This is a genomic window from Bordetella sputigena, assembly GCF_965137885.1.
Taxonomy (GTDB): Bacteria; Pseudomonadota; Gammaproteobacteria; order Burkholderiales; family Burkholderiaceae_B; genus Bordetella_C; species Bordetella_C sputigena.
This window is the reverse complement of the sequence record NZ_CBCSCA010000012.1, coordinates 68,411-89,594: the sequence shown is the minus strand read 5'-3', so window position 1 is coordinate 89,594 and position 21,184 is coordinate 68,411. Positions and strand designations below refer to the sequence as shown.

Sequence of the window (21,184 nt, the reverse complement as noted above, 5' to 3'; positions counted from 1 at the left end):
AGACTTCGTAGGGGCCGGTGCGGTGTGCGGCAGACGTGGTGCGTGCGGCACCTCGCGATAGTGCCTTGGCGTTAGTTTGCGCGGAAGTATAGCGGCATGCTTGCTGAAGAGCGTCGCATCGCCGTGCCGCGGCGCATCAATGGGGCCACGCCGGGCCGCGGGCACGGCGCCGCGTTGCCGGCCTGCGGCTTCAGGGCCGCGGGCCCGGCGGCCGCAGTCTTGGGCTGGCGCCCGCCGCGGCAGGTTCAGGCGGGCAGGGTCTCGGCGGCATAGCCGACGAGCACGATGCCCTGGCGCGCCAGGAATGCCGCGGTATCCTCGTCCGCGCGGCCATCCGCGTAGACTTCCACGCCCAGGCCCTTCGCCGTCTCACGGACGGACGCCGCCAGATGCCGGCTGCCGGGGCTGCGCGCCATGGCCTCCACGAACGACGCGCCCAGCTTGACGTAGGCGACGGGCAGTTCATGCAGGCGGGTCATGACGCTGAAATCGTCCGCAAGGCGGCTCACGCCGATGCGCGCGCCAACCTCGCATACCACTGTGCACAGCGCGCGCACGTGGTTGAAATTTTCCAGCAGCCCGCGCGCTTCCACTTCCAGCACCAGGCGTCCCGCCTGCGCCGGCCGGTCCCCCAGCATCTGGCCCAGGCGCGGCAGGAAGTTGGACTGTCCCAGCGACGGCAGGGCCAGCGCGACCGACAGGTCGCCGCCGTGCGACACCAGCCAATCCAGCGCCAGCCGTATGGCCTGGATGTCGCATTCGGGCGACAGGCTCAGCCGGATCGCCGCCGGCATGAATACGTGCGCGGGGATGGGCGCCTGCGCGTCGGCGTCGTGCAGCATCAGCGTGCCTTCATGGCGCAGCGTGACGCCGTCCGCGACCCGCAGCGCCTGGGACGTCAGTGAAAAGCGGTGCTGCTCCAGCGCCATCACCAGGGTGTCGCGCCATTGCAGCTCGCCGGCGGTCTCCGTGGTGCCCAGCGGCTCGGCGCCGACGGGAACGTCCGTATCGGCGCTCTCCGCGCGCATCAGCGCGTGGTCGAGCAGGGCCAGCAATTCGCTGGCGTGATCGCCGCGTGAGTACGGAGCCACTGCCAGCGCCCAGCGGCACCACTGGTTCTCGCCCAGCGACACGCGCAGCGCGCGCAGCTCCTGCCGCAATTGCTCGGCCAGCGGCCCGGCCTGCGACGCCGGCACGCCTTGCAGCAGCAAGGCGAAGTCCGAGCCGTTCAGACGGGCCAGCAGATAGGGTGGTACGTGGTGCCGGCCCAGCTTCTGGTCGAGCCTGAGGCCGACCGACCGCAGCCATTGGTCGGTGATGTCGCGCGGCATATGGCGATTGATGGCGGCCAGATCGCGCTGGCGGAACATCAGGACATGGCCCGATTCGGCGTTCGAATCCTGCCTGCCGGCGGTCAGGGCGCGGCGCAGCTCGTTGAAGAAGTATTTGCGATTGGGCAGTCGCGTGACGGCGTCCAGGTTCAATTCCAACTGCAGCGATTCAATGCGCGCGTGGGCCTCTTCCGCCGTCATCCGCAGCCTTGCGCGCGCCTCGGCCAGCGCATCGGCCACGTCGGCGACTTCGCGCCAGGGAGGGAGGGCAACGGGCGGATCGGAATCGCCCCGCGCCAGGGCGCGCACTTGCGCGCTGATGCCTTGCAGTACCCGTTTCTGCAGGCGGCGAACCATGCCTCTGGCGTACACCAGCCAGCACAGGCCGGCGAACCCGACCAGCAGCGCCAGGCCGACCGAATGTCGCCACAGCGCCCGTAGCGCCTCCGTATCGTCGGCGATGACGGTAACGGTGCCCGGGACGCCTTCCACGGTCTTGAATGACCGCGCCGCGGCGGGCGGCCGCGGCGCGATCAAGGAGGCGAACCAGTCGGGCACCGCGCCGGGCGGATCCTGCTTGACGTACTCGAATGCCGGTCCGCCGCGGACTTCGATGCGCCGATAGGCGCCGCTGGCGAAAATGTCCCGCGCCACAGCGCGCCAGGTATCCTCATCGCCGGCCGGTTCGCGGCCGAATACCGCGGCCAGCGTGGTGGCGGCGATCTCGCCGCGGGCACGCAATTCATCGCCAAGGTACCGGCGCGCCGCATCGATATTCAGCATCTGCGAGCCGATAAGGAGCAGCGCCGTTACCGCGGCGACGCTGACGAGCAATTGGCGCAATAGGGACATAGGGGACTGCGCGTTCCATCGTTGGGGGCAGGCTCGTGCCGGCCGCCGTACCGCCGTGCCGGGATAGGCGCGCATAGTGTAGGGCGTTTTGGCGGATCGCAGGCCGTCCCGGCCCGCCGCCGGTTATTGCGCGAGCTCTTCGCGCTCGCGGCCGTAGACTTCGACGCGGTTGCGGCTGCCGCTCTTGGCCCGGTACAGCGCCATGTCGGCGCGCATCAAAAGCGTGTCGAGCGACACGCCGGGCTCGTGCATCGCCAGGCCCAGGGAAATCGTCATGCTGAGCGGGCCGCCTTCCAGCAGGCCTATCTTCATGCCGGCGACGGCCTGGCGCAGGCGTTCGGCCGCCACCAGCGCCGCCGGCAGATCGGTATGCGGCATCAGTACGGCGAATTCCTCGCCGCCGAAGCGGCCGATGATGTCGCTGTCGCGCAAGGTATTGGTGATGGTGTCGGTGACGCGGCGGATTGCCTGGTCGCCCACGTGGTGGCCGTAACGGTCGTTGATCGATTTGAAGTGGTCGATGTCGATCAGCAGCGCCGCCAGCGGATGCGGGTACCGGCGGCATTGCAGGATCTGCGCCTCGGCGGTTTCCATGAATGCCCGCCGGTTCTTCAAACCGGTCAGCGGATCCGTATTGGCCAGCCAGACCAGCTGGCGGGTGCGATGCGCGACCGCCGATTCCAGGCGGGCGTTGGCCTGCGCCATGCGCTGGTTGAAATGGCGCGCGTGGCGATTCAGCACCAGCAGCCAGATCGCCAATATTCCGCTGCAGAGCAGCAGGCCGACGAAAGACCATTGCAGTCGCTTGAAGCCGTCCGCCACCGCCGTATTGTGCTGGGTGGTGTCGCCACGCTGGGCCTGGTGTACGGCGCCGCCCAGGCGGTCGACCAGCATGCGCGCTTCGTCCGCATGGTCGGCCAGGTCTTTCGCCGCGGCGCGGATGCGCTCCGCGTCGCCGGTATCGGCGGCGTCGCGCCAGGTCCTGAGACGATCGTCCAGCATCTGCACATCGACCCGCGCCGCCGGCAACGAACGCACCAGGGCGACGCCCGGGGCGCTTTCGGCAGTGCCGGGATTGACGAAGGTGGCCAGCGCCTGCAGGTTCTGCACGAACTCCTTGTAGTCCCCGCCGGCCACGGTCTTCTGGGCATCCGCGATCAACCGGTTCATCTGCGATACCAGGCGGTAGCTGTACAGGCCGCTATCGGCGCCGCCCGGCTGGGACACCACTCGCGATTGGCTGAACAGCGTGGCCCCCGTTAGCAATGCCAGCACCGCCATGGTGGCCAGCAAGGAAATGAGCGCGAGCGCCAGCCCGCGCCGCCGAGGAGTCGGGGCCGCGGCGTGCCAGGTCTCGTCCTGCGGAAGGCCGGACTCTTTGGCGGTCGCGGGTTGCGGGGGGGTCATGGATGCGCTGGACGATGCAAGCGGTCAGGTCCGCGCGGGGCGGGCCCGCGGGGCAACCGGCCGCCAGGCCATGGCGGGGCCGTGTGAAGTATCAAGCTGCGCGGGCAAACGGTCGTACATGCTGTCTTTCTCCTGCCTGGATGGTGTGCGCAGCGTAACCAACGGCTCGGGTGCCGGCGCAAGATGCTGTCCGGCACGGGCTACGCATGCGAAAAGACATGGATGCGGGACGTTAGAGGGCGCAATGAAGGCCGCCTGATACAAAAAGCATCCGGGATTTTCAGCGGGTTAACATTTTGGGGTCCGGACGGGCATGTATCAACAACGAATAATCGCGCTGAGTTGCCGAACATCGAGGTTTTATTGCCGTCCGTCTCTTTGTATGCGGCGTCTATCGCTGTTTAACCATTGTGTGCGCCGGAATGGGCGGTGCCGTCAGTGGGTGTCATAATCCACACCAGCTTCCGCGTCCGTCCTGGACGCTTCGAACCCAGAACAATTATGTCCGGCAATACATTAGGCAAACTCTTCACCGTTACCAACTTCGGCGAGTCCCACGGGCCGGCCATCGGCTGCGTGGTGGACGGCTGCCCCCCCGGCATGCCCTTGTCCGCCGCGGACATCCAGGCCGAGCTGGACCGGCGCCGGCCGGGTACGTCGCGCCACGTCACCCAGCGCCAGGAAGCGGACCAGGTGGAGATTCTATCCGGGGTTTTCGAAGGCGCGACCACCGGCACTCCCATCGGCCTGCTGATCCGCAATACCGACGCGCGCAGTAAGGACTACGCCAACCTGGTCGATACGTTCCGGCCCGGCCATGCCGACTACAGCTACTTCCAGAAGTATGGCGTGCGCGATCCGCGCGGCGGCGGACGTTCTTCGGCGCGACTGACGGCGCCCACCGTCGCGGCGGGCGCCATCGCGAAGAAATGGCTGGCGGCCACGCATGGCGTGCGCATACGCGGGTACATGAGCCAGTTGGGCCCTATTCCTATTCCGTTCGAAAGCTGGGATGCGGTCTCCGACAATCCCTTCTTCGCCCCGAATGCCGGCATCGTGCCGCGGCTGGAAACCTTCATGGATGAGCTGCGCCGCGATGGCGATTCGGTCGGCGCGCGGATCGAAGTCGTGGCGCAGAACGCCCCGGCCGGCTGGGGCGAACCGCTGTACGACCGCCTGGACGCCGATATTGCCCACGCGATGATGGGCTTGAACGCGGTCAAGGGCGTGTCGATCGGCGCGGGTTTCGATTGCGTCGCCCAGCGCGGGTCGGAGCACGGCGATGAAATCACGCCGCAAGGTTTTGTGAGCAATCATGCAGGGGGCGTGCTGGGCGGGATCTCCACCGGCCAGGACATTACCGTTTCGCTGGCCATCAAACCCACGTCCAGCATCCGCGTCGAACGCCGCTCGGTGGATCGGGCCGGCAATCCCACGACCGTACAGACGCTGGGCCGCCATGATCCCTGCGTCGGCATCCGCGCCACGCCCATCGCCGAGGCCCTGCTGGCGCTGGTGCTCATGGATCACGCCTTGCGGCATCGCGGTCAATGCGGTTGAGGGGGCGCAACCCCGCGGCCGCCGGCCAGACCCTAAGCAAAACTTGGAGACCGGACATGATTGATCACAAAATTCATGGCCGCCGTCCGCGCCTCCTGTTGGGCGCCGGCGTGCTGGCCTTGTCGCTGCTGGGTGCCTGTTCCAGTGTCAATACCACGCAAAGCGGCGCGGTGGGCGTCGACCGCCAGCAGTACATGTCCAGCCTGGTGTCCTCGCAGGCGCTGCAACAGGAAGCGGATAAGCAGTACGCCGACATTCTGGCCCAGGCCAAGCAGAAGAAGCTGCTGGATGTGGACCCGCAGCAGGTGGCGCGCGTGCGGACCATCGCGCAGCGTCTGATCGCCCAGGTGGGCGTGTTCCGCCCCGACGCCGCCTCCTGGGGCTGGGAAGTCCACGTCATTTCTTCCGATGAGATCAATGCCTGGTGCATGCCCGGCGGCAAGATCGCCGTCTACACCGGCCTGCTGACCCAGATCAAGCCCACCGACGACGAACTGGCGGCCGTCATGGGGCATGAGATCTCGCATGCGCTGCGCGAACATGCGCGCGAGCGGGTTTCGCAGCAGATGGCGACCAGCGTCGGCCTGTCCGTGCTGTCCGTGGTGACCGGATCGTCGGCGGTGTCCGACCTGGGCGGCAAGCTTTCCGACGTCATGTTCACGCTGCCCAACAGCCGCACCCACGAAGCGGAAGCGGACCGGATGGGCGTGGAGCTGGCCGCCCGCGCGGGCTATGACCCATCGGCGGCGATCTCGCTGTGGCGGAAGATGGCCCAGCTTTCCCAGGGCAAGGAGCAGCCGGAAATCCTTTCCACCCACCCGTCGGCGGAATCGCGCATCGCCGATCTGCAGGCCGCGTCGCAACAGGTGATGCCGCTGTACCAGCAGGCCAAGGCGGGCAAGTAGGCAATGCCTTCATCGTCGCGCCGCCGTGCCGGATAGCGGGCGGGGAGGGGGGCGCCAGCCACTAACGTGGTACTGCTTGTACCAGTATCCATGCTGCCGTTGTACTAGGTTCAGTACCAGCGCATAATCGGTTTCCGGCCATCTTCCATGGCCGGCCTTCTATCTGGCTGTTTCCCTGTTCGGTGATTTTTCATGGCCCAAACCCTTTACGACAAGCTCTGGGACGCGCACGTCGTCCATCAAGAATCCGACGGCACCTGTCTGCTGTACATCGACCGGCACCTGGTGCATGAAGTCACCAGTCCGCAGGCGTTCGAGGGCCTGGCGCTGGCGGATCGCAAGCCCTGGCGGCTGGACGCCAATCTGGCGGTCGCCGACCATAACGTGCCGACGATCCACCGCGAACAGGGCATCAGCGATCCCGTGTCGCGCCTGCAGGTCGATACGCTGGACGACAACTGCGCCAAGTACGGCATAACCGAATTCAAGATGAACGATCTGCGCCAGGGCATCGTTCACGTCATCGGACCGGAGCAGGGCGCGACCCTGCCGGGCATGACGGTGGTCTGCGGCGATTCGCACACCAGCACCCATGGCGCCGTCGGCACGCTGGCCTTCGGTATCGGCACGTCGGAAGTCGAGCACGTGCTGGCCACCCAGACGCTGCTGATGAAGAAAAGCAAGAGCATGCTGATCAAGGTCGAAGGCGAACTGCCGTTCGGCTGTACCGCCAAGGATCTGGTGCTGCACATCATCGGCGTCATCGGCACGGCCGGCGGCACCGGCCATGCCATCGAATTCGGCGGCTCGGCGATCCGCGCGCTGTCGGTCGAAGGCCGCATGACGGTCAGCAACATGGCCATCGAGGCCGGCGCGCGCTCGGGCATGATCGCGGTCGACGACAAGACCATCGAGTACTTCCGCGGCCGTCCATTCGCGCCCGTCGGGCCCTTGTGGGACCAGGCGGTGCAATACTGGCGCACCCTGCATTCCGATCCGGACGCCAAGTTCGATCGCGTGGTGGAAATCGACGCGCGCCAGATCAAGCCGCAGGTCACCTGGGGCACCTCGCCGGAAATGGTGTTGTCCGTCGACAGCCGCGTACCGGATCCCGATCGCGAAAAAGACGACGTGCGCCGCAGCGGCATGGAGCGCGCGCTGGACTATATGGGCCTGAAGCCGAACACCCCGATCACCGATATCCGCGTGGACCGCGTCTTCATCGGTTCCTGCACCAACTCGCGCATCGAGGATCTGCGCGCCGCCGCCGCCGTGGCGCGCGGCAAGCGCGTGGCTTCGAACGTGAAGCAGGCCATGGTCGTGCCCGGTTCCGGGCTGGTCAAGCAGCAGGCCGAGCGCGAAGGGCTGGACAAGATCTTCCGCGAAGCCGGTTTCGAATGGCGCGAACCGGGCTGCTCCATGTGCCTGGCGATGAACGCCGATCGGCTGGAGCCCGGCGAACGCTGCGCTTCCACGTCCAACCGTAACTTCGAAGGCAGGCAAGGCCAGGGCGGACGCACCCATCTGGTCAGTCCCGCCATGGCGGCCGCGGCGGCTATCGCCGGCCATTTCGTTGACGTCAGGAATTTCCGCTAAAGATCATGCAAGCATTCACCCATCACGAAGGCCTGGTGGCCCCGCTCGACCGCGAAAACGTCGACACCGATCTGATCATCCCCAAGCAATTCCTGAAGTCCATCAAACGTTCGGGCTTCGGGCCGAATCTGTTCGACGAGATCCGCTATCTGGATCATGGCGAGCCCGGCATGGACAACAGCAAGCGTCCGTTGAATCCGGATTTCGTGCTGAACCAGCCGCGCTACCAGGGCGCTTCCATCCTGCTGGGCCGCAAGAATTTCGGCTGCGGCTCCAGCCGCGAGCACGCGCCGTGGGCGCTGCAGCAGTATGGCTTCCGCGCCATCATCGCGCCGTCCTATGCCGATATTTTCTTCAACAACAGCTTCAAAAACGGCCTGCTGCCGGTCGTGTTGTCGGAGCTGGACGTGGCGCGGCTGTTCGACGAGGTCAAGGCTTTTCCCGGATACAAGCTGCGCATCGATCTCGAACAGCAGGTCGTGCTGACGCCCGAAGGCCGCGGCATTCCGTTCGACATCGAACCCTTCCGCAAGTACTGCCTGGTCAACGGCTATGACGACATCGCGCTGACGCTGCGTCAGTCGGACAAGATACGCGCGTTCGAAGCCGAACGCCTGGCGCGCCATCCCTGGCTGCAATCCCGTCCGCTGGCCTGAGCCCGCGGCGCCATTTTTATCGAGATGCACTGATGACACACAAGATCGCGGTCCTCGCCGGAGACGGCATCGGCCCGGAAATCGTCGAACAGGCCTTGCGCGTGCTGAGCGCGCTCAAGCTGGATCTGGACGTGCGCGAGGCCGCCGTGGGCGGCGCCGCCTTCGATCAATTCGAACACCCGCTGCCGCCGGCCACGCTGCAGCTGGCGCAAACGTCGAATGCCGTGTTGTTCGGCGCCGTCGGCGACTGGAAATACGACAGCCTGCCGCGCGAATTCCGGCCGGAGCAGGCCATCCTGGGCCTGCGCAAGTCGCTGGGCCTGTTCGCCAACCTGCGTCCCGCCATCCTCTATCCGGAATTGGCGAACGCTTCGTCGCTCAAGCCTGAAGTGGTGTCCGGCCTGGACATCCTGATCCTGCGCGAGCTGACGGGCGACATTTATTTCGGCACGCCGCGCGGCGTGCGCAGCGCGCCGGACGGCAACTTCGCCGGCGAACGCGAAGGCTACGACACCATGCGCTACAGCGAGCCGGAAGTCCGCCGCATCGCGCGCATCGGCTTCGAAGCCGCGCGCAAGCGCAACCGCAAGCTGTGCAGCGTGGACAAGGCCAACGTACTGGAAACCTCGCAGCTGTGGCGTGAGGTCGTCACGGAAGTCGCCCGCGACTATCCCGATGTCGCGCTGTCCCACATGTACGTCGACAATGCCGCCATGCAACTGGTGCGCGCGCCCCGTGAGTTCGACGTCATCGTCACGGGCAATCTGTTCGGCGACATCCTGTCGGACGAGGCGGCGATGCTGACCGGGTCCATCGGCATGCTGCCTTCCGCTTCCTTGAATGCCAGCGGCCAGGGCTTGTACGAGCCCAGCCATGGCTCGGCGCCCGACATCGCCGGCAAGGGCGTGGCCAATCCCCTGGCTACCATTCTGTCGGCTGCCATGATGCTGCGTTACTCGCTGGACCTGGCCCCGCAGGCCGACCGCATCGAAGCCGCCGTGCGGGCGGTCCTGGCCCAGGGCCTGCGCACCGCCGATATCCACGAGGCGGGCACCACCAAGGTGGGTACCAGCCAAATGGGCGATGCCGTCCTGAAGGCTCTGGCGTCGTAAACCGTCATCGCGTAGTATCGGGGACGCCCTCGCCGCTCCACTGTCGGAGGGGCGAGGGCGTGCTTTCTGATAAATTGTCGGTTTTGTCCAGCGAAAAGGCGTGTTTTCGGACGTTTTCTCGCGAATTTCCCTCTCTTCCTCTATTCCTGACATTCAAGAGCGTACGAAATGAGCAATGCAGTGGGCCTCGTCGGTTGGCGTGGCATGGTCGGATCGGTATTGATGCAACGCATGCGCGAAGAAAACGATTTCGCGCTGTTCGAGCCGGTTTTCTTCTCGACTAGCAACGCTGGCGCCGCGGCTCCCAAATGGGCCGAAGGCGCGGGCGCTCTGCAAGATGCCTACGATATCGATGCGCTCAAGAAACTGCCCATTATCGTGACCGCCCAGGGCGGCGATTACACCAGTGAGGTCTATCCCAAGCTGCGCGGCGCCGGCTGGAACGGCCTGTGGATCGATGCCGCCAGCACGCTGCGCATGGCCGAAGACGCCATCATCGTCCTGGATCCGGTCAACCGGCCGGTCATCGACGCGGCGCTCAAGCGCGGGGTGCGCAACTTCATCGGCGGCAACTGCACGGTCAGCTGCATGCTGATGGGCCTGGCCGGCCTGTTCAACAGCGACCTGGTCGAGTGGATGACCTCCATGACGTACCAGGCAGCCTCCGGCGGCGGCGCGCAGCATATGCGCGAACTGCTGACCCAGTTCGGCATCCTGAACGACTCGGTCAAGTCGCTGCTGGACGATCCGGCTTCGGCCATCCTGGACATCGACCGCGGCGTGCTCGGCAAGCAGAAGGACGCCAGCCTGCCGCGCGAACATTTCGGCGTGCCGCTGGCGGGCAACCTGATTCCCTGGATCGACAAGGACCTGGGCAACGGCATGTCGCGCGAAGAATGGAAGGGCGAGGCCGAGACCAACAAGATCCTGGGCCGCGGCGCAGGCTTCGGTACGCCCGCTACGCCGGTGGATGGCCTGTGCGTGCGCATCGGCGCCATGCGTTGCCATAGCCAGGCGCTGACCATCAAGCTGAAGCGCGACGTGCCGCTGGACGAGATCAGCGACATCATCGCCAGCGGCACGCAGTGGGCCAAGGTGATCCCCAACACCAAGGAAGCTACGGTCGAAGCCCTGACGCCGGTGGCCGTGACCGGCACGCTGGATATTCCCGTGGGCCGGCTGCGCAAGATGTCCATGGGCGGCCAATATCTGAGCGCTTTCACGGTGGGCGACCAGCTGTTGTGGGGCGCGGCGGAACCGCTGCGGCGTATGCTTCGCATTGCTCTCGCCGAAGCCTGATCGCAGGCACCGCCCGCAAGAGGCGGTATAGGGGTACCGAGGGCACCCAGGGTGCCCTCGTCATTTCAGGACATCTTTAAACGCGGCTTTGCCCGCCTTCGCGGAAACAGGCTATGACGCTACGCTCGCTGCGCCCTTCGTCCACATCAAGCCGGAACGCAATGCGCTTCGCCGTCGCGCTGACCCTGGGTTGCGCCGTCAGCGCGCCCGCACATGCGTTCCGCATGGCGCACAGTCGCATCGTGTCGGCGCCGAATGCGCCTTTGCAAGTGCTGGTCGGCATTGCCGACCTTACGCCCGACGAGCAGCGCTCGCTGATGGCCTCCCTGGCGGATCCCGCCGCCTGGCAGCAGGCCGGGGTGACGCCCCCGGTGCCGCTGTCCAGCATTACCTTGCGACTCGAAGGCGGCGGCAATCCGACGCGGCGCAATCTGCGCGTAACGTCGCCGGAAGCGGCCAAGGGGCCGGTGGTCGATCTGCTGCTGAACGTCGGCACCAGCGAAGGCCAGCGGCAGGTTCAGGTCAGCATGATGCAGAGCGCCGGCGGGTTTCCGGGCCTGACCTCGCAGGCTCAGGCCGGCGGCGGCGCCCGCCCGACGCGCGGCGCGGGCGCCGTGGCGGTGCGGCCCGGCGATACGCTGTACGGCATCGCGCAGAGCAATGCGGTGTCCGGCGCGACGCTGTATCAGATGCTGGTGGCATTGTGGCGCGCCAATCCGAATGCCTTCATCCAGAACAATATGAACCTGGTGAAGGCCGGCGTGACCCTGGTCGTGCCGGATGCGGCGACGGTCCGCGCCATCGATCCGGCCGAAGCCCGGCGGATTTTCATCGAACAACAGGAAGCCTACGCGCGCTATCGGGCCAGTCTGGCCGGCGCGGCGGCGCGCGGCGCCGCGGCCTCGGCCGCCGGCTCCACCAGCGCCGGCCAGGTCGGCGGGCCGCAAACGCCCGTCACGCCGGAGGCCCCGCCCCAGGATCGCTTGCGACTGTCCAGCGGGCAGGCCGGGCAGGGCAGCGCGGAAGCCCAGGCGCAAGCGCAGGCGGACGCGCAGACGTCCGTCGCGAAGGCGTCGCAGGATGCCCAGCAGCGGGTCGACGAGCTGGAACGCAACGTCAAGGATTTGAATGAGGCGCTGGCGGCGCGCGCGGCGCAGCAGGGCGGGGGCGCAAGCGCCCAGCCCGGCGCCACGGGTGGGAATAGAGCTGGAAACGGCCAGCCTGGCGGCTTTACCTTGCCTGGGCTGGGCGGCGCGGCAGGTGGCGCCGCGGGCACGGCCAGTCCAGGCACGGCCAGTCCAGGCACGGCCAGTCCAGGCACGGCCAGTCCAGGCACGGCCGGCGCACGGCCGGGCGCGCTCGCGCAGGCTGACGGCGTTGCGCAGCCGGGTGCTGCTCCTCAGCCCGACGCGGCCGCCAGGCAGCCGGGCGCGACTACGCCGTCCGGCGCCGCCACACAGTCCGGCGCCGCAACGCAGGCTGGCGGCGCAACGCAGGCTGGCGGCGCGGCCGCCGGCGTACAGGCCGGCTCGGGCAACGCAGCCCCGCAGGGTGACGGTGGCGTGCAGACGCCCGGCATATCGGGTGATGCATCGAACCTGGGCACGCCCGGTACCGCCGGAACACCCGGCACTTCCGGTTCCGCCGCGGGCGGTGCATCGGCACAGACCGGCGGTGCCGCCAGTGGGACCGCGGGCACGGGCGTTACGCCGCCGGGCGCGGGGAGCTCCATGCCGTCGGGCGCCAACGGCGCTGGCTCTGCCGCCGGTACCGGGACAACTGCTCCGAATGCCGGAACCGGATCCGCAGCTTCGAACGCCGGCCCTGGTGCCACTTCGACGCCCGGCAACGGCGCCGCGACAACGGCTCCAGGCGCGGACGCCACGACCGCACGGCCGGGCACGTCCGCATCTTCCGGACAGGCCGGCGTCGCGACCGAGTCCGGCCCCGCCATCACGGCCGGCCCCGGCAGCGCGTCTGACGCAGCCTCCAACGCCAAGAGCAAGGACGCCACATCCGGCCTGCCGTCATGGCTATCCGACAACCTTCTCATCATCCTGACCGCTGTACTGGCCCTGGTCGCCTTCGTCATCGCATGGCTGCTGCGCCGCGCCGCCGTGCGTCGCGACGAAGACCAGGACGACCTCGACGATGAGCTCTACATGTCGGAAATCGACCAGAGCGCCATCGACCGCCGCCTGGACGGCATCAACCTGGACCTGGACGAACCGTCCGTCGAAGGCGACCGCCGGCCGTCCGGCCCCGGCCCTGTGCGGACCTGAGCGATGCCGCGTCTGGCCCTGGGCCTGGCATACGATGGATCGGTCTGGCAAGGGTGGCAGACCCAGCCGCATCGCCAGACCGTACAAGACACGCTGGAAGCCGCCCTGCATCAGTTCCTCGCGACGCCGGTAGCGACGGTCTGCGCGGGCCGCACCGACACCGGCGTGCATGCCGCCATGCAGGTCATCCATCTGGATACCGACGTCCAGCGGCGGCCGGAGTCCTGGGTGCGCGGCCTGAATGCGCTATTGCCGCCCAGTATCGCCGTCCGGTGGGCAACGCCCGTTGCCGACGCTTTCCACGCAAGGTTCTCCGCCTTGTCGCGGACCTATACCTACCTGCTGTGGAACGACCGCGTCCGTCCGGCGCTCTGGGCCGGCCGCGCAGGCTGGTGCTTCCAGCCCCTGGACGTCGATGCAATGCGCGCGGCCGCCGCGCAACTGCTGGGCGAACACGATTTCAGCAGCTTCCGGTCGTCGCAGTGCCAGGCGCGGCATCCGGTGCGCACGCTGCACCAGCTCGACATCGCGGCGCAAGGGCGCTTCCTGGTATTCACCCTGCGCGCCAACGCCTTCCTGCACCACATGGTGCGCAACATCATGGGCGCCTTGCTGCAGATCGGACAGGGCAGGCAGGCGGTGCCGTGGATGAGCGGCCTGCTGGCCGCACGCGATCGCAAGCTGGGGGCGCCCACCTTCATGCCGGATGGTTTGTATTTGTCGGCCATCGAATACGCGCCCGACTTCGGCCTGGACGACCTGGACGGCCGCAAGCATCTGCTGGCGCCCTTCGCCTGATTGCGCCTTGCGCCCATCTTGTGCCGTCATGCCCCACGCCTGCGTGCCGTGAACAGGCCCGCCGTGCCGGCTGCCCGCCATGCGCTTCCGGGGCGGTGAGCGTTAAACTCTGGCTTTACCTGATCGCGCCTTGTGGCGTCGCTGCTTTCCCCATGCGTACCCGCGTCAAAATCTGCGGCATGACCCGCCCTGAAGACATCGCCACCGCCATCGAGGCAGGCGCCGACGCGGTAGGCCTGATCTTCTATCCCAAAAGCAAGCGTTACGTCACGGTCGAACAGGCTGCTCGCCTGCGCCGCGCGGTACCCGCATTCGTCAACGTCGTCGCGCTATTCGTCAACGCCGCCGACGACGACATCGAGCGCGTGCTCGACGTCGTCGGCCCCGACCTGCTGCAATTCCACGGCGACGAATCGCCGGAAGCCTGCGAACGCCCCGGTCATCGCTACATGAAGGCCTTCCGCGTCGGCGGCCCGGGCGCGGAAACCGCCGACGAACTCGCGCGCACCTGCGCCAACTACCGCGGCGCCGCCGGTTGGCTGTTCGACAGCTATTCCGCCGGCTATGGCGGCAGCGGCCTGTCCTTCGAGCACGACATGCTGCGCGACGTCCAGGCCGACGGACGGAGCGCCCCCATCATTCTGTCCGGCGGCCTGTCGCCCGACAACGTCCAAGCCGCCGTCGCCACATTGCGCCCCTACGCCGTCGACGTCAGCAGCGGTGTCGAAGAGTCGCCCGGCATAAAGTCCGCCGAGCGCATCCGCGCCTTCGTGGAAGCGGTGCGGCGCGCCGATGCGTAGCGCATCGCCGCCGTTCCGGATGGCCGGCTAGATTCGCTGGGAGACGCACCATGCTTACTGTCTGGGGTCGCCGCACGTCCTCCAATGTCCAGGCCTTGATGTGGTGTATCGGCGAGCTCGGCCTGGCCTATCGCCGGCACGACGCCGGCCATCGCTATGGTGTCATCGACACTCCAGCATTCCTGGCGATGAATCCCAATGGCACCGTGCCCGTGCTACGGGATGGCGAGGCCGAACCGATATGGGAAACCGGCGCGATCATGCGCTATCTTGCCGGCCGCTACGGCGACGACGCTTTCTGGCCCCGCGACGCGCAGGCACGCGTCCAGGTCGATAAATGGGCTGAATGGGCCAAACTGAATGTCGCCCTGAACTTCACGGTCCCCGTGTTCTGGCATGTCGTCCGCATGGCCCCGGCGCAGCGCGACCCGGCCGCGCTCGCGCAGGCGTTCAAGGTGCTGGATCCCAAGCTGGATATCGCCGAACAGCGTCTGGCATCGCACGCTTTCCTGGCCGGCGACCGCTTCACGCCCGCCGACATCCAGCTGGGCCACGTGTTGTACCGCTATTTCGACATCGAAATCCCGCGCCCGGAGCGCCCCGCGCTGCGGCGCTATTACGAAGGCCTTACCGGGCGGCCGGCCTATCGCGAACACGTGATGGTCTCGTACGAGGAATTGGTAGAGTCGATTTGACGACCCTAATCCAGCCCTATATAATTCTTCTTCTTTGCAGGCGGTTAGCTCAGCTGGTTAGAGCGCTACGTTGACATCGTAGAGGTCGTTGGTTCGATTCCAATACCGCCTACCACCGAATACACTAGGCAGCGCCAAACGCTGCTTACTGCTCCAAGCACTGCCAGTGCCAAGCACCGCCCAAGAAACCCGCTCAAGTCTTCGAACTAGCGGGTTTTTTTGCGTCCAAGTCCGAACCTATCGGTGTTGCTACGGGCACGGTTCCTTTCGCAGTCCCCACAGCGATACCCAGCAGAATCAACGCGGTCGAAAATAGCAACGAGCCATCAGGCCGTTCATCGAGAAAAATCGTCGAGCCGGTTATTCCCGCGATGGGGACCTTCCAGGCACATTGCCGATGCGCCAAGTACGGCTCCCGCCGGCATCGGTAGTGCCGTTAATGCAAGCGCCTGCGCACTTCCGCACCAATATAGTCGCGGAACCGCTCCATCTGCTCGATGGCCGCTTGCATCGCCGCAAGCAAACGCAGGGCATCTTCGGTTTCGCGACCGAATGCACGCAGCTCCTGGACCAGGCGCGTCTGACGCTCTAAGCGCGCCCTGGCTTGCGCGATGAGGAAGTCCGTACGTCGAAGTCGCAGCAATAGGGCTTCATGCCCCGACACATCAGCTCCCCGGTGGCAAGGCAACGACGCGAACTGTGTCGTTCGTCCATGATTGAACCTACCACGTATTCTGGCGTCTGCGCATTCCTACCATTTGGCTAAAGAAGCACAATATCCCGTTCTGGCGCAGCTGCCCTTGCACGGTGAACGTCTTTGTGCGCCTCAAGGTAAAGCAGGGTCCGACCTGCGGCGCTTGCCTGGTTGGCCGGATGCGTCCGTATACTCGAACTCGATCCTGGTCACGAGGCTGTCGGGTGTCGTGCCCTTGTGCGACAGGCAAAACATCTGGACCCAGGCGCTTGGGTGTCCATACTCCGGGTGGCCTTCGTAGCCCTCCCGGCGCACCTCCTCGTAGCCATACTCCAGATCGTCGAGCATGGTCCGCAACGGCTCTCGCCGCACGCTGACGATCCGTATAGGCGCCCGCAGCGGCTCAATCTTCTCGCCGGGGCGCAGGCCCCTGGCCTTGCGGACAGGCCTTACCAGGTCTCCCGGCTTAAGGAACAGCCAGCCTGAGCGTCGCGTGACGTCCTTGGTGCCGGACTTGATCTGTCCGGTTGTTATCGAGAAGCTCATATTGCGCATCGCCCCATCATAGAGCCGCAATCGCGGCGGAGGATGCGCGCGAGCATCGCCACCACCGGACCAGGGAATGCTCGGTTGAAGCAGGGGGGCGTTCTCTGCCTGGGCACCGAGGAGGGGGGGGCGTAGAACAGGCCGGCGGCCGGTATGTGGGCGCGCTTGCGGCGCCTACAATGGTCATACAGACCGCGCACGCGTCCTTGGTTTGCAGCGGCATGAAAGACAATACGCGGTTCCATACCGCGGGCAATGTCTTTGTTTGGAGTCCCATGTTATGAAAAACCTGTCCCCGGCTTTGTCATTCGTCCTTGCCGCCAGCCTCTGCGCCACTCTGGCCGGATGCGCCAATACGCCGTCGAGGGGCTACAGTTCGCAGGCACCCGCCGCGGCGCCTGCCTCCGCGCAACCGTCATACACCGACCGCGGTGCGTCCAAGCCGGCGCTCACCATTCAGGCAGGCGAGGGTGAAAAACTGAACCTTCCGTGGTTCGTGCAGGACATCCAGGGTGCCGTCAACCGGGGCACCGGCCCCACCACCGAATGGCGCTCGATCGACAATCCCTGACCCGCCAGGGTGCCCGCGTGGCTCATCGCGCCCTTCAGGCCGTCGCGTGGCGGGATGTACCAACGGTCCCGTCGCGAGAGTGGCTCGTTGAAAATGGGCCATGCAGATAGCGGAACTTGGTTACCAAGGGCAACAATCAGGGCCGAACCCCGCACATACACTCGGCGTCCTCATCCACCTGAAGGATCCTTTTCTATGAGAACGCTGATCGCTATCCTGCTTGCCGCATCGCTGGCGAGCTGTGCCGTCTATACCCCTAGTGGCGCGGTCGTCGTCGATCCGCATGGCGGCGGAGGCGGCGGTGGCTTCTGTCCTCCAGGACAAGCAAAAAAAGGTAACTGCTAATACCCTTGTCCGAGCCCCGCGGAGGTTAATAAGTCCGCTTTTTACTCGCCTACCCGGGAGCACGCGCGGCGGCCTATTCAGAATCCCAGGTCTACGTCCCGTAACTGGCCGTTATCCGCGGCCGGTGTCGCGGGCGTTTTCACTGTCCGGAAGTGAGAGGCTTATCCGTGCATCATTCGGCGCAGCGCGCGCGCTTTTTTCTATGGCACATGGTGTACTTGCTCCTATCTGTCGCGCTGCCGTTCCTGCTGGCGATACCTATAGTCCTTCAGCAAGCCGAGCGTCGCGCACAGGATCAATTGCGCATAATCGAAAGCCTGGTCATCTCGCAGTCTGAAAACATCGTGGCTCACGCGATCCAAGTGGCGTCGGAGATTGATCCCCTGGCGGGAAAGTCCTGCAAGAATATCGCCCGCACACTGCGGGAGGCCGGTTCCCTGCGGCCGTACTTTCGTACTCTGGCGGTGATAGACCGCAACGTCATGTACTGCACTTCGGTCAGCGGCCCGCTGGACCGCCCATTGGGCCAGATGGTGCCGGGCATGACCAAGTTGCCGCCCGGCGTCACGCTTTCCACCGTGCCCGGGACGCCGCTCGTTCCCGACAGGGCGGCCTTGTTCGTCTTCCTGGGCGTCGATGAGGGACGCGGCGTGCTCGCCAGCGTGGACGGCCAGTATCTGCACGACATCATCGCGGCCGTGGATCAGGAAGGGCATTACGCCGTCCAGTTGCGCATCGGCGCCGGCTATGCGCTGAATGCCACCGGCATACATGAATGGGACCCCACGGCCCCGGGCGAGCCCGGCGGCATCACGGTTACCCGGAAATCGGCGCTCTATCCTATCGAAGTCAGGGCGACGCTCAGCGCCAGCCGACTGAGCGCATATCACCATACGCTCTGGCTGCAATACATCCCCTTCGTGGCGATCGCGGCCGCGCTGCTGGCCTATCTGGTCCATCGGCTGAATACGCGGCGGATCGCCATGGCGACGGAAATCCGCCGCGGCATGCGGCGCCGGGAATTCTGCGTGCTCTATCAGCCTATCGTCGACCTGGCGACCGGCGCCTGCGTGGGCGCGGAAGCCCTGCTGCGCTGGCGACATCCGGTGTATGGGACGGTGCAGCCGGAACTCTTTTATCCCCTGGTCGGCGAAAGCGCCCTGGCCATGCGGCTGACACGGCATCTGCTTTCCCTGATACAGCGAGACCTGGGCGGCGCGTCCCTGCCGCAGGGGTTTCATCTGAACATCAATCTGAACGCGGAACACCTGTGCCGGCGCGAGCTCGTGGGCGACGTCGAGCGCTTTCTGCATGGTTTCAAGACGACCAGCCCTCGGCTGATATTCGAGCTGACGGAACGCAAGGGCCTGCCCGATACCGCGGCGGTATTGAGCAATATGCGGGCGTTGCGCGCCATTGGCGTTGCCTTCGCCATCGACGATTTCGGTACGGGCCATAGTTCGCTGGCCTGTCTGGAGAAGATCACGGTCGACTACCTGAAGATCGCCAAGGGCTTTGTCTCCGTGATCGACACGGATGCCGTGAATGCGCCGGTCCTGGAACTGATCATTTCGCTGGGCCGTCGATTGGGTGTCGCCCTGATCGGCGAGGGCATAGAGACCGAGACGCAGGCGGCCTATCTGCGTGCGAAAGGCGTCAGGCTCGCGCAAGGCGGCTTATTCTCGCCGCCGGTGCCGGCGATATCGCTGCTGGCGGGCTTGTAGAGGCGGCGCATGGGGCGACCTATGCTGCCTGCTGCCTGCTGCCTGCTGCCTGCTGCCTGCTGCCTGTGTGCCTATAGGCCCAGCTCGCCAACCGTTTTTTCGATGACGGCTTCCAGCTTCCGCAGATGCTCCAGCGCGGCGTCCTGGTCCAGGCGGGATCCGGCGGGCAGTCCTTGTTTGATGGCCCTGGACAGCGGATGCAAGATCGCCGCGGCCTGTTCGGGCTGGCCCGTCAGGAAGGCAACCGAACCCTGCAGGCGATGCGCCAGATCGCCGGCGCGCTCGCAGGCGCGGCCGGCCAGCGCACGCTGCAGATCCTGCCGGTCATCACGCAGGATCTCCATCGCGCGCCGGAGAAACTGGCGCCGCCCTGCCGGGTCGGGATAGAGCTCCGTAAGTGTTTGAAGGTCGAGCAGCATGAGGTCTGGCCTATTTGTCGGGTTCCGCGGTGCTGGCCGGCAGGTAGCCAGTACGTTGCAAGGCGTCGCGCAACTTTGCGCGGGTGGTCGGCTTGGGCACGTAGTCGTCCATGCCGGCGGCCAGGCAGGCACGCGCATCGGACTGGGTGGCGTTCGCGCTGAAACCGATCAGCGTCGTACGCGGCCAGGCATTGATCATCTCTTGGGTGCGGACGCGGCGGGCGAGCTCGTAGCCGTCCAGGCACGGCATGTGGCAATCCACCAGCATGACGCGAGGGCGCTGCGTGAGCCAGGCCGCATATCCGGCTTCGCCGTCCTCCGCGGAGTGCGCTTCTATGCCCAGCAGCGCGAGCTGTCTCAAGGTGATGTCCCTGTTGATCTCGTTGTCTTCCACGAGCAGTACGTCGGCCGCCGCCGCGGGGTCTGGCGAACCCGGCGTACCGGGCTGTACCCTTTTGAGCACATTCGTTTCGCTGGACGACTCGAGCTGGGTGGCGTGATCCACTTTATCCGGATCCCGGGGGCTGCTCGGCACGGGTTCGACCATGGGCACAGCGTCACAGACCGGCGACCATAGCGTTTCCAGTGTGCGCAGGAAGGGATAAACCGAGTGCATCGGGCCCATGCGCTGGGTCGCGGTTGCCACCCAGAATCCATCGCCGCCATCGGTCAGGACGCGTATATCGGCCGGACAGCCGTGATCCAGAAGCTGGATCCGCGATTTGCGGCACCAGGCGCGCAGCATCGGCGTCATCGCGGGATTCGTTACGTGCAGGCTGGCGCTGCGTTCCGGATAAGTCGGCCAGGTGAAGGCCTGCGTATTCCAGTGGGCGGGTATGCGCACGCACGCGGACGTGCCGTATCCGCGCCGGCTGCGTATGGTGATCATGCCGCCCATGCGTTCCACCAGGTGCTTGACGATGGACAAGCCCAGGCCGGTACCGCCGTGCCGCCGCGTGGTCGAGGTGTCTTCCTGGTGAAAAGGTGCGAACAGCCGGCGCTGGTATTCCTCCGACATGCCGGCGCCGGTATCGCGGACGGTGATCTCTATCTCGTCGCCGCCGCCATGCGTCAGCCGTCGCCTGGCCGACAGCGTGACGGCGCCACGGTCCGTAAAGGCGATGGCGTTGCTGAGGAGGTTCGCGACGACCTGACTGACGCGGATCTCGTCGCCGACCAGCCGCCGGTCGAAGTGGGGCATGATCGCCACGGTCAGCGTCAAGCCTTTGCGACGCGCCAGCGGCAGGTACAACTCGGCCATGTTCTCCATGGCGCGGTAGAAATCGTAGGGCGCGTTGCACAGCGGCAAGGCGCCCGATTCGATTTTCGCGTAGTCCAGGATGTCATTGATGACACGCAGCAGCAGGCGCGCCGACTGCATGGCCGTACCAAGATAGCGCTGCTGTTCGGCGCTGAGCGGAGTGTCCTGCAGAATGTCCAGCACGCCGATGACGCCATTCATCGGCGTGCGGATCTCGTGGCTTACCGTGGCCAGAAAAGCCGATTTGGCGGAGTCGGCCGCTTCGGCCCTTTCCCGGGCGAGTATGGCCTCGGCACGGGCCTTTTCAGCGGTGTGGCGCACGATGCGCATA

The 21,184-nt window shown here is 66.0% G+C and carries 19 protein-coding genes and 1 tRNA gene; 14 read left to right on the top strand and 6 right to left on the bottom strand.

The genetic code is table 11. From position 1 onward, the window contains the following. Nucleotides 1–245: 245 nt before the first annotated feature. Nucleotides 246–2,183, bottom strand: a complete 1,938-nt coding sequence (locus tag ACNA0R_RS21195) for a bifunctional diguanylate cyclase/phosphodiesterase (protein ID WP_415828049.1) — start codon at nucleotides 2,181–2,183, stop codon at nucleotides 246–248. Between the two features lie 123 nt (nucleotides 2,184–2,306). Next, a complete protein-coding gene (locus tag ACNA0R_RS21190; RefSeq protein ID WP_415828048.1) occupies nucleotides 2,307–3,590 on the bottom strand; it encodes a GGDEF domain-containing protein in 1,284 nt (427 codons plus the stop codon). 501 nt (nucleotides 3,591–4,091) lie between these two features. Between ACNA0R_RS21190 and aroC the strand changes: the two genes are divergently transcribed. From aroC to ACNA0R_RS21135, 11 genes are all read left to right on the top strand, one after another. Further along, a complete protein-coding gene (gene aroC, locus ACNA0R_RS21185) occupies nucleotides 4,092–5,150 on the top strand; it encodes a chorismate synthase (RefSeq protein WP_415828047.1) in 1,059 nt (352 codons plus the stop codon). A 56-nt stretch (nucleotides 5,151–5,206) separates the two neighbouring features. Beyond that, nucleotides 5,207–6,055 (top strand): M48 family metallopeptidase, encoded by an 849-nt coding sequence (locus ACNA0R_RS21180; protein WP_415828046.1) that lies wholly within the window; start codon nucleotides 5,207–5,209, stop codon nucleotides 6,053–6,055. A gap of 192 nt (nucleotides 6,056–6,247) precedes the next feature. Continuing rightward, a complete protein-coding gene (leuC, locus tag ACNA0R_RS21175; protein ID WP_415828045.1) occupies nucleotides 6,248–7,651 on the top strand; it encodes a 3-isopropylmalate dehydratase large subunit in 1,404 nt (467 codons plus the stop codon). A gap of 5 nt (nucleotides 7,652–7,656) precedes the next feature. Continuing rightward, complete coding sequence (gene leuD, locus ACNA0R_RS21170) at nucleotides 7,657–8,307, top strand: 3-isopropylmalate dehydratase small subunit (RefSeq protein ID WP_415828044.1); 651 nt, start codon at nucleotides 7,657–7,659, stop codon at nucleotides 8,305–8,307. 32 nt (nucleotides 8,308–8,339) lie between these two features. After that, nucleotides 8,340–9,419 (top strand): 3-isopropylmalate dehydrogenase, encoded by a 1,080-nt coding sequence (gene leuB, locus ACNA0R_RS21165; RefSeq protein WP_415828043.1) that lies wholly within the window; start codon nucleotides 8,340–8,342, stop codon nucleotides 9,417–9,419. Nucleotides 9,420–9,587: 168 nt separating this feature from the next. Beyond that, on the top strand, nucleotides 9,588–10,718 hold the full coding sequence (gene asd, locus ACNA0R_RS21160) for an aspartate-semialdehyde dehydrogenase (RefSeq protein ID WP_415828042.1): 1,131 nt from the start codon (nucleotides 9,588–9,590) through the stop codon (nucleotides 10,716–10,718). Nucleotides 10,719–10,831: 113 nt separating this feature from the next. After that, complete coding sequence (locus tag ACNA0R_RS21155) at nucleotides 10,832–13,000, top strand: FimV/HubP family polar landmark protein (RefSeq protein ID WP_415828041.1); 2,169 nt, start codon at nucleotides 10,832–10,834, stop codon at nucleotides 12,998–13,000. A 3-nt stretch (nucleotides 13,001–13,003) separates the two neighbouring features. Then, nucleotides 13,004–13,798 (top strand): tRNA pseudouridine(38-40) synthase TruA, encoded by a 795-nt coding sequence (truA, locus tag ACNA0R_RS21150; RefSeq protein ID WP_415828040.1) that lies wholly within the window; start codon nucleotides 13,004–13,006, stop codon nucleotides 13,796–13,798. 152 nt (nucleotides 13,799–13,950) lie between these two features. After that, nucleotides 13,951–14,598, top strand: coding sequence for a phosphoribosylanthranilate isomerase (locus ACNA0R_RS21145; protein ID WP_415828039.1), 648 nt, complete (start codon nucleotides 13,951–13,953; stop codon nucleotides 14,596–14,598). A 50-nt stretch (nucleotides 14,599–14,648) separates the two neighbouring features. Further along, nucleotides 14,649–15,293, top strand: a complete 645-nt coding sequence (locus ACNA0R_RS21140) for a glutathione S-transferase family protein (RefSeq protein ID WP_415828038.1) — start codon at nucleotides 14,649–14,651, stop codon at nucleotides 15,291–15,293. A 38-nt stretch (nucleotides 15,294–15,331) separates the two neighbouring features. Next, nucleotides 15,332–15,408: transfer RNA gene (locus ACNA0R_RS21135), tRNA-Val, on the top strand. A 321-nt stretch (nucleotides 15,409–15,729) separates the two neighbouring features. Here ACNA0R_RS21135 and ACNA0R_RS21130 read toward each other — a convergent pair. Together ACNA0R_RS21130 and ACNA0R_RS21125 are read right to left on the bottom strand one after the other, a co-directional pair. Further along, entirely contained in the window at nucleotides 15,730–15,957 is a 228-nt protein-coding gene (locus ACNA0R_RS21130) for a hypothetical protein (protein WP_415828037.1), read from the bottom strand. A gap of 162 nt (nucleotides 15,958–16,119) precedes the next feature. Continuing rightward, complete coding sequence (locus ACNA0R_RS21125) at nucleotides 16,120–16,542, bottom strand: ASCH domain-containing protein (RefSeq protein ID WP_415828036.1); 423 nt, start codon at nucleotides 16,540–16,542, stop codon at nucleotides 16,120–16,122. 271 nt (nucleotides 16,543–16,813) lie between these two features. Between ACNA0R_RS21125 and ACNA0R_RS21120 the strand changes: the two genes are divergently transcribed. The 3 genes from ACNA0R_RS21120 (at nucleotide 16,814) to ACNA0R_RS21110 (ending at nucleotide 19,173) form a co-directional block, all read left to right on the top strand. Then, complete coding sequence (locus ACNA0R_RS21120; protein WP_415828035.1) at nucleotides 16,814–17,104, top strand: hypothetical protein; 291 nt, start codon at nucleotides 16,814–16,816, stop codon at nucleotides 17,102–17,104. A 195-nt stretch (nucleotides 17,105–17,299) separates the two neighbouring features. Continuing rightward, nucleotides 17,300–17,449, top strand: coding sequence for a hypothetical protein (locus tag ACNA0R_RS21115; RefSeq protein WP_415828034.1), 150 nt, complete (start codon nucleotides 17,300–17,302; stop codon nucleotides 17,447–17,449). Between the two features lie 209 nt (nucleotides 17,450–17,658). Further along, nucleotides 17,659–19,173, top strand: coding sequence for an EAL domain-containing protein (locus tag ACNA0R_RS21110; protein ID WP_415828033.1), 1,515 nt, complete (start codon nucleotides 17,659–17,661; stop codon nucleotides 19,171–19,173). A 71-nt stretch (nucleotides 19,174–19,244) separates the two neighbouring features. On the opposite strand, the gene ACNA0R_RS21105 is transcribed toward ACNA0R_RS21110, so the two are convergent. Then, the gene (locus ACNA0R_RS21105) at nucleotides 19,245–19,592 is read right to left on the bottom strand and encodes a hypothetical protein (RefSeq protein WP_415828032.1); all 348 of its coding nucleotides are present in this window, start codon (nucleotides 19,590–19,592) and stop codon (nucleotides 19,245–19,247) included. A 10-nt stretch (nucleotides 19,593–19,602) separates the two neighbouring features. Continuing rightward, nucleotides 19,603–21,183, bottom strand: a complete 1,581-nt coding sequence (locus ACNA0R_RS21100) for an ATP-binding protein (RefSeq protein ID WP_415828031.1) — start codon at nucleotides 21,181–21,183, stop codon at nucleotides 19,603–19,605. Nucleotide 21,184 lies beyond the last annotated feature (1 nt).

Excerpts from the sequence above, each read along its gene's own strand:
- ACNA0R_RS21155 (WP_415828041.1), top strand. The coding sequence starts at position 10,832 with ATGACGCTACGCTCGCTGCGCCCTTCGTCCACATCAAGCCGGAACGCA.
- ACNA0R_RS21115 (WP_415828034.1), top strand. The coding sequence starts at position 17,300 with ATGAGAACGCTGATCGCTATCCTGCTTGCCGCATCGCTGGCGAGCTGT.
- ACNA0R_RS21100 (WP_415828031.1), bottom strand. The coding sequence starts at position 21,183 with ATGCGCATCGTGCGCCACACCGCTGAAAAGGCCCGTGCCGAGGCCATA.
- ACNA0R_RS21110 (WP_415828033.1), top strand. The coding sequence starts at position 17,659 with ATGGTGTACTTGCTCCTATCTGTCGCGCTGCCGTTCCTGCTGGCGATA.
- ACNA0R_RS21145 (WP_415828039.1), top strand. The coding sequence starts at position 13,951 with ATGCGTACCCGCGTCAAAATCTGCGGCATGACCCGCCCTGAAGACATC.
- ACNA0R_RS21125 (WP_415828036.1), bottom strand. The coding sequence starts at position 16,542 with ATGCGCAATATGAGCTTCTCGATAACAACCGGACAGATCAAGTCCGGC.
- ACNA0R_RS21120 (WP_415828035.1), top strand. The coding sequence starts at position 16,814 with ATGAAAAACCTGTCCCCGGCTTTGTCATTCGTCCTTGCCGCCAGCCTC.
- ACNA0R_RS21140 (WP_415828038.1), top strand. The coding sequence starts at position 14,649 with ATGCTTACTGTCTGGGGTCGCCGCACGTCCTCCAATGTCCAGGCCTTG.
- leuB (WP_415828043.1), top strand. The coding sequence starts at position 8,340 with ATGACACACAAGATCGCGGTCCTCGCCGGAGACGGCATCGGCCCGGAA.
- ACNA0R_RS21190 (WP_415828048.1), bottom strand. The coding sequence starts at position 3,590 with ATGACCCCCCCGCAACCCGCGACCGCCAAAGAGTCCGGCCTTCCGCAG.
- leuC (WP_415828045.1), top strand. The coding sequence starts at position 6,248 with ATGGCCCAAACCCTTTACGACAAGCTCTGGGACGCGCACGTCGTCCAT.
- truA (WP_415828040.1), top strand. The coding sequence starts at position 13,004 with ATGCCGCGTCTGGCCCTGGGCCTGGCATACGATGGATCGGTCTGGCAA.
- asd (WP_415828042.1), top strand. The coding sequence starts at position 9,588 with ATGAGCAATGCAGTGGGCCTCGTCGGTTGGCGTGGCATGGTCGGATCG.
- ACNA0R_RS21105 (WP_415828032.1), bottom strand. The coding sequence starts at position 19,592 with ATGCTGCTCGACCTTCAAACACTTACGGAGCTCTATCCCGACCCGGCA.
- ACNA0R_RS21195 (WP_415828049.1), bottom strand. The coding sequence starts at position 2,183 with ATGTCCCTATTGCGCCAATTGCTCGTCAGCGTCGCCGCGGTAACGGCG.
- leuD (WP_415828044.1), top strand. The coding sequence starts at position 7,657 with ATGCAAGCATTCACCCATCACGAAGGCCTGGTGGCCCCGCTCGACCGC.
- aroC (WP_415828047.1), top strand. The coding sequence starts at position 4,092 with ATGTCCGGCAATACATTAGGCAAACTCTTCACCGTTACCAACTTCGGC.
- ACNA0R_RS21180 (WP_415828046.1), top strand. The coding sequence starts at position 5,207 with ATGATTGATCACAAAATTCATGGCCGCCGTCCGCGCCTCCTGTTGGGC.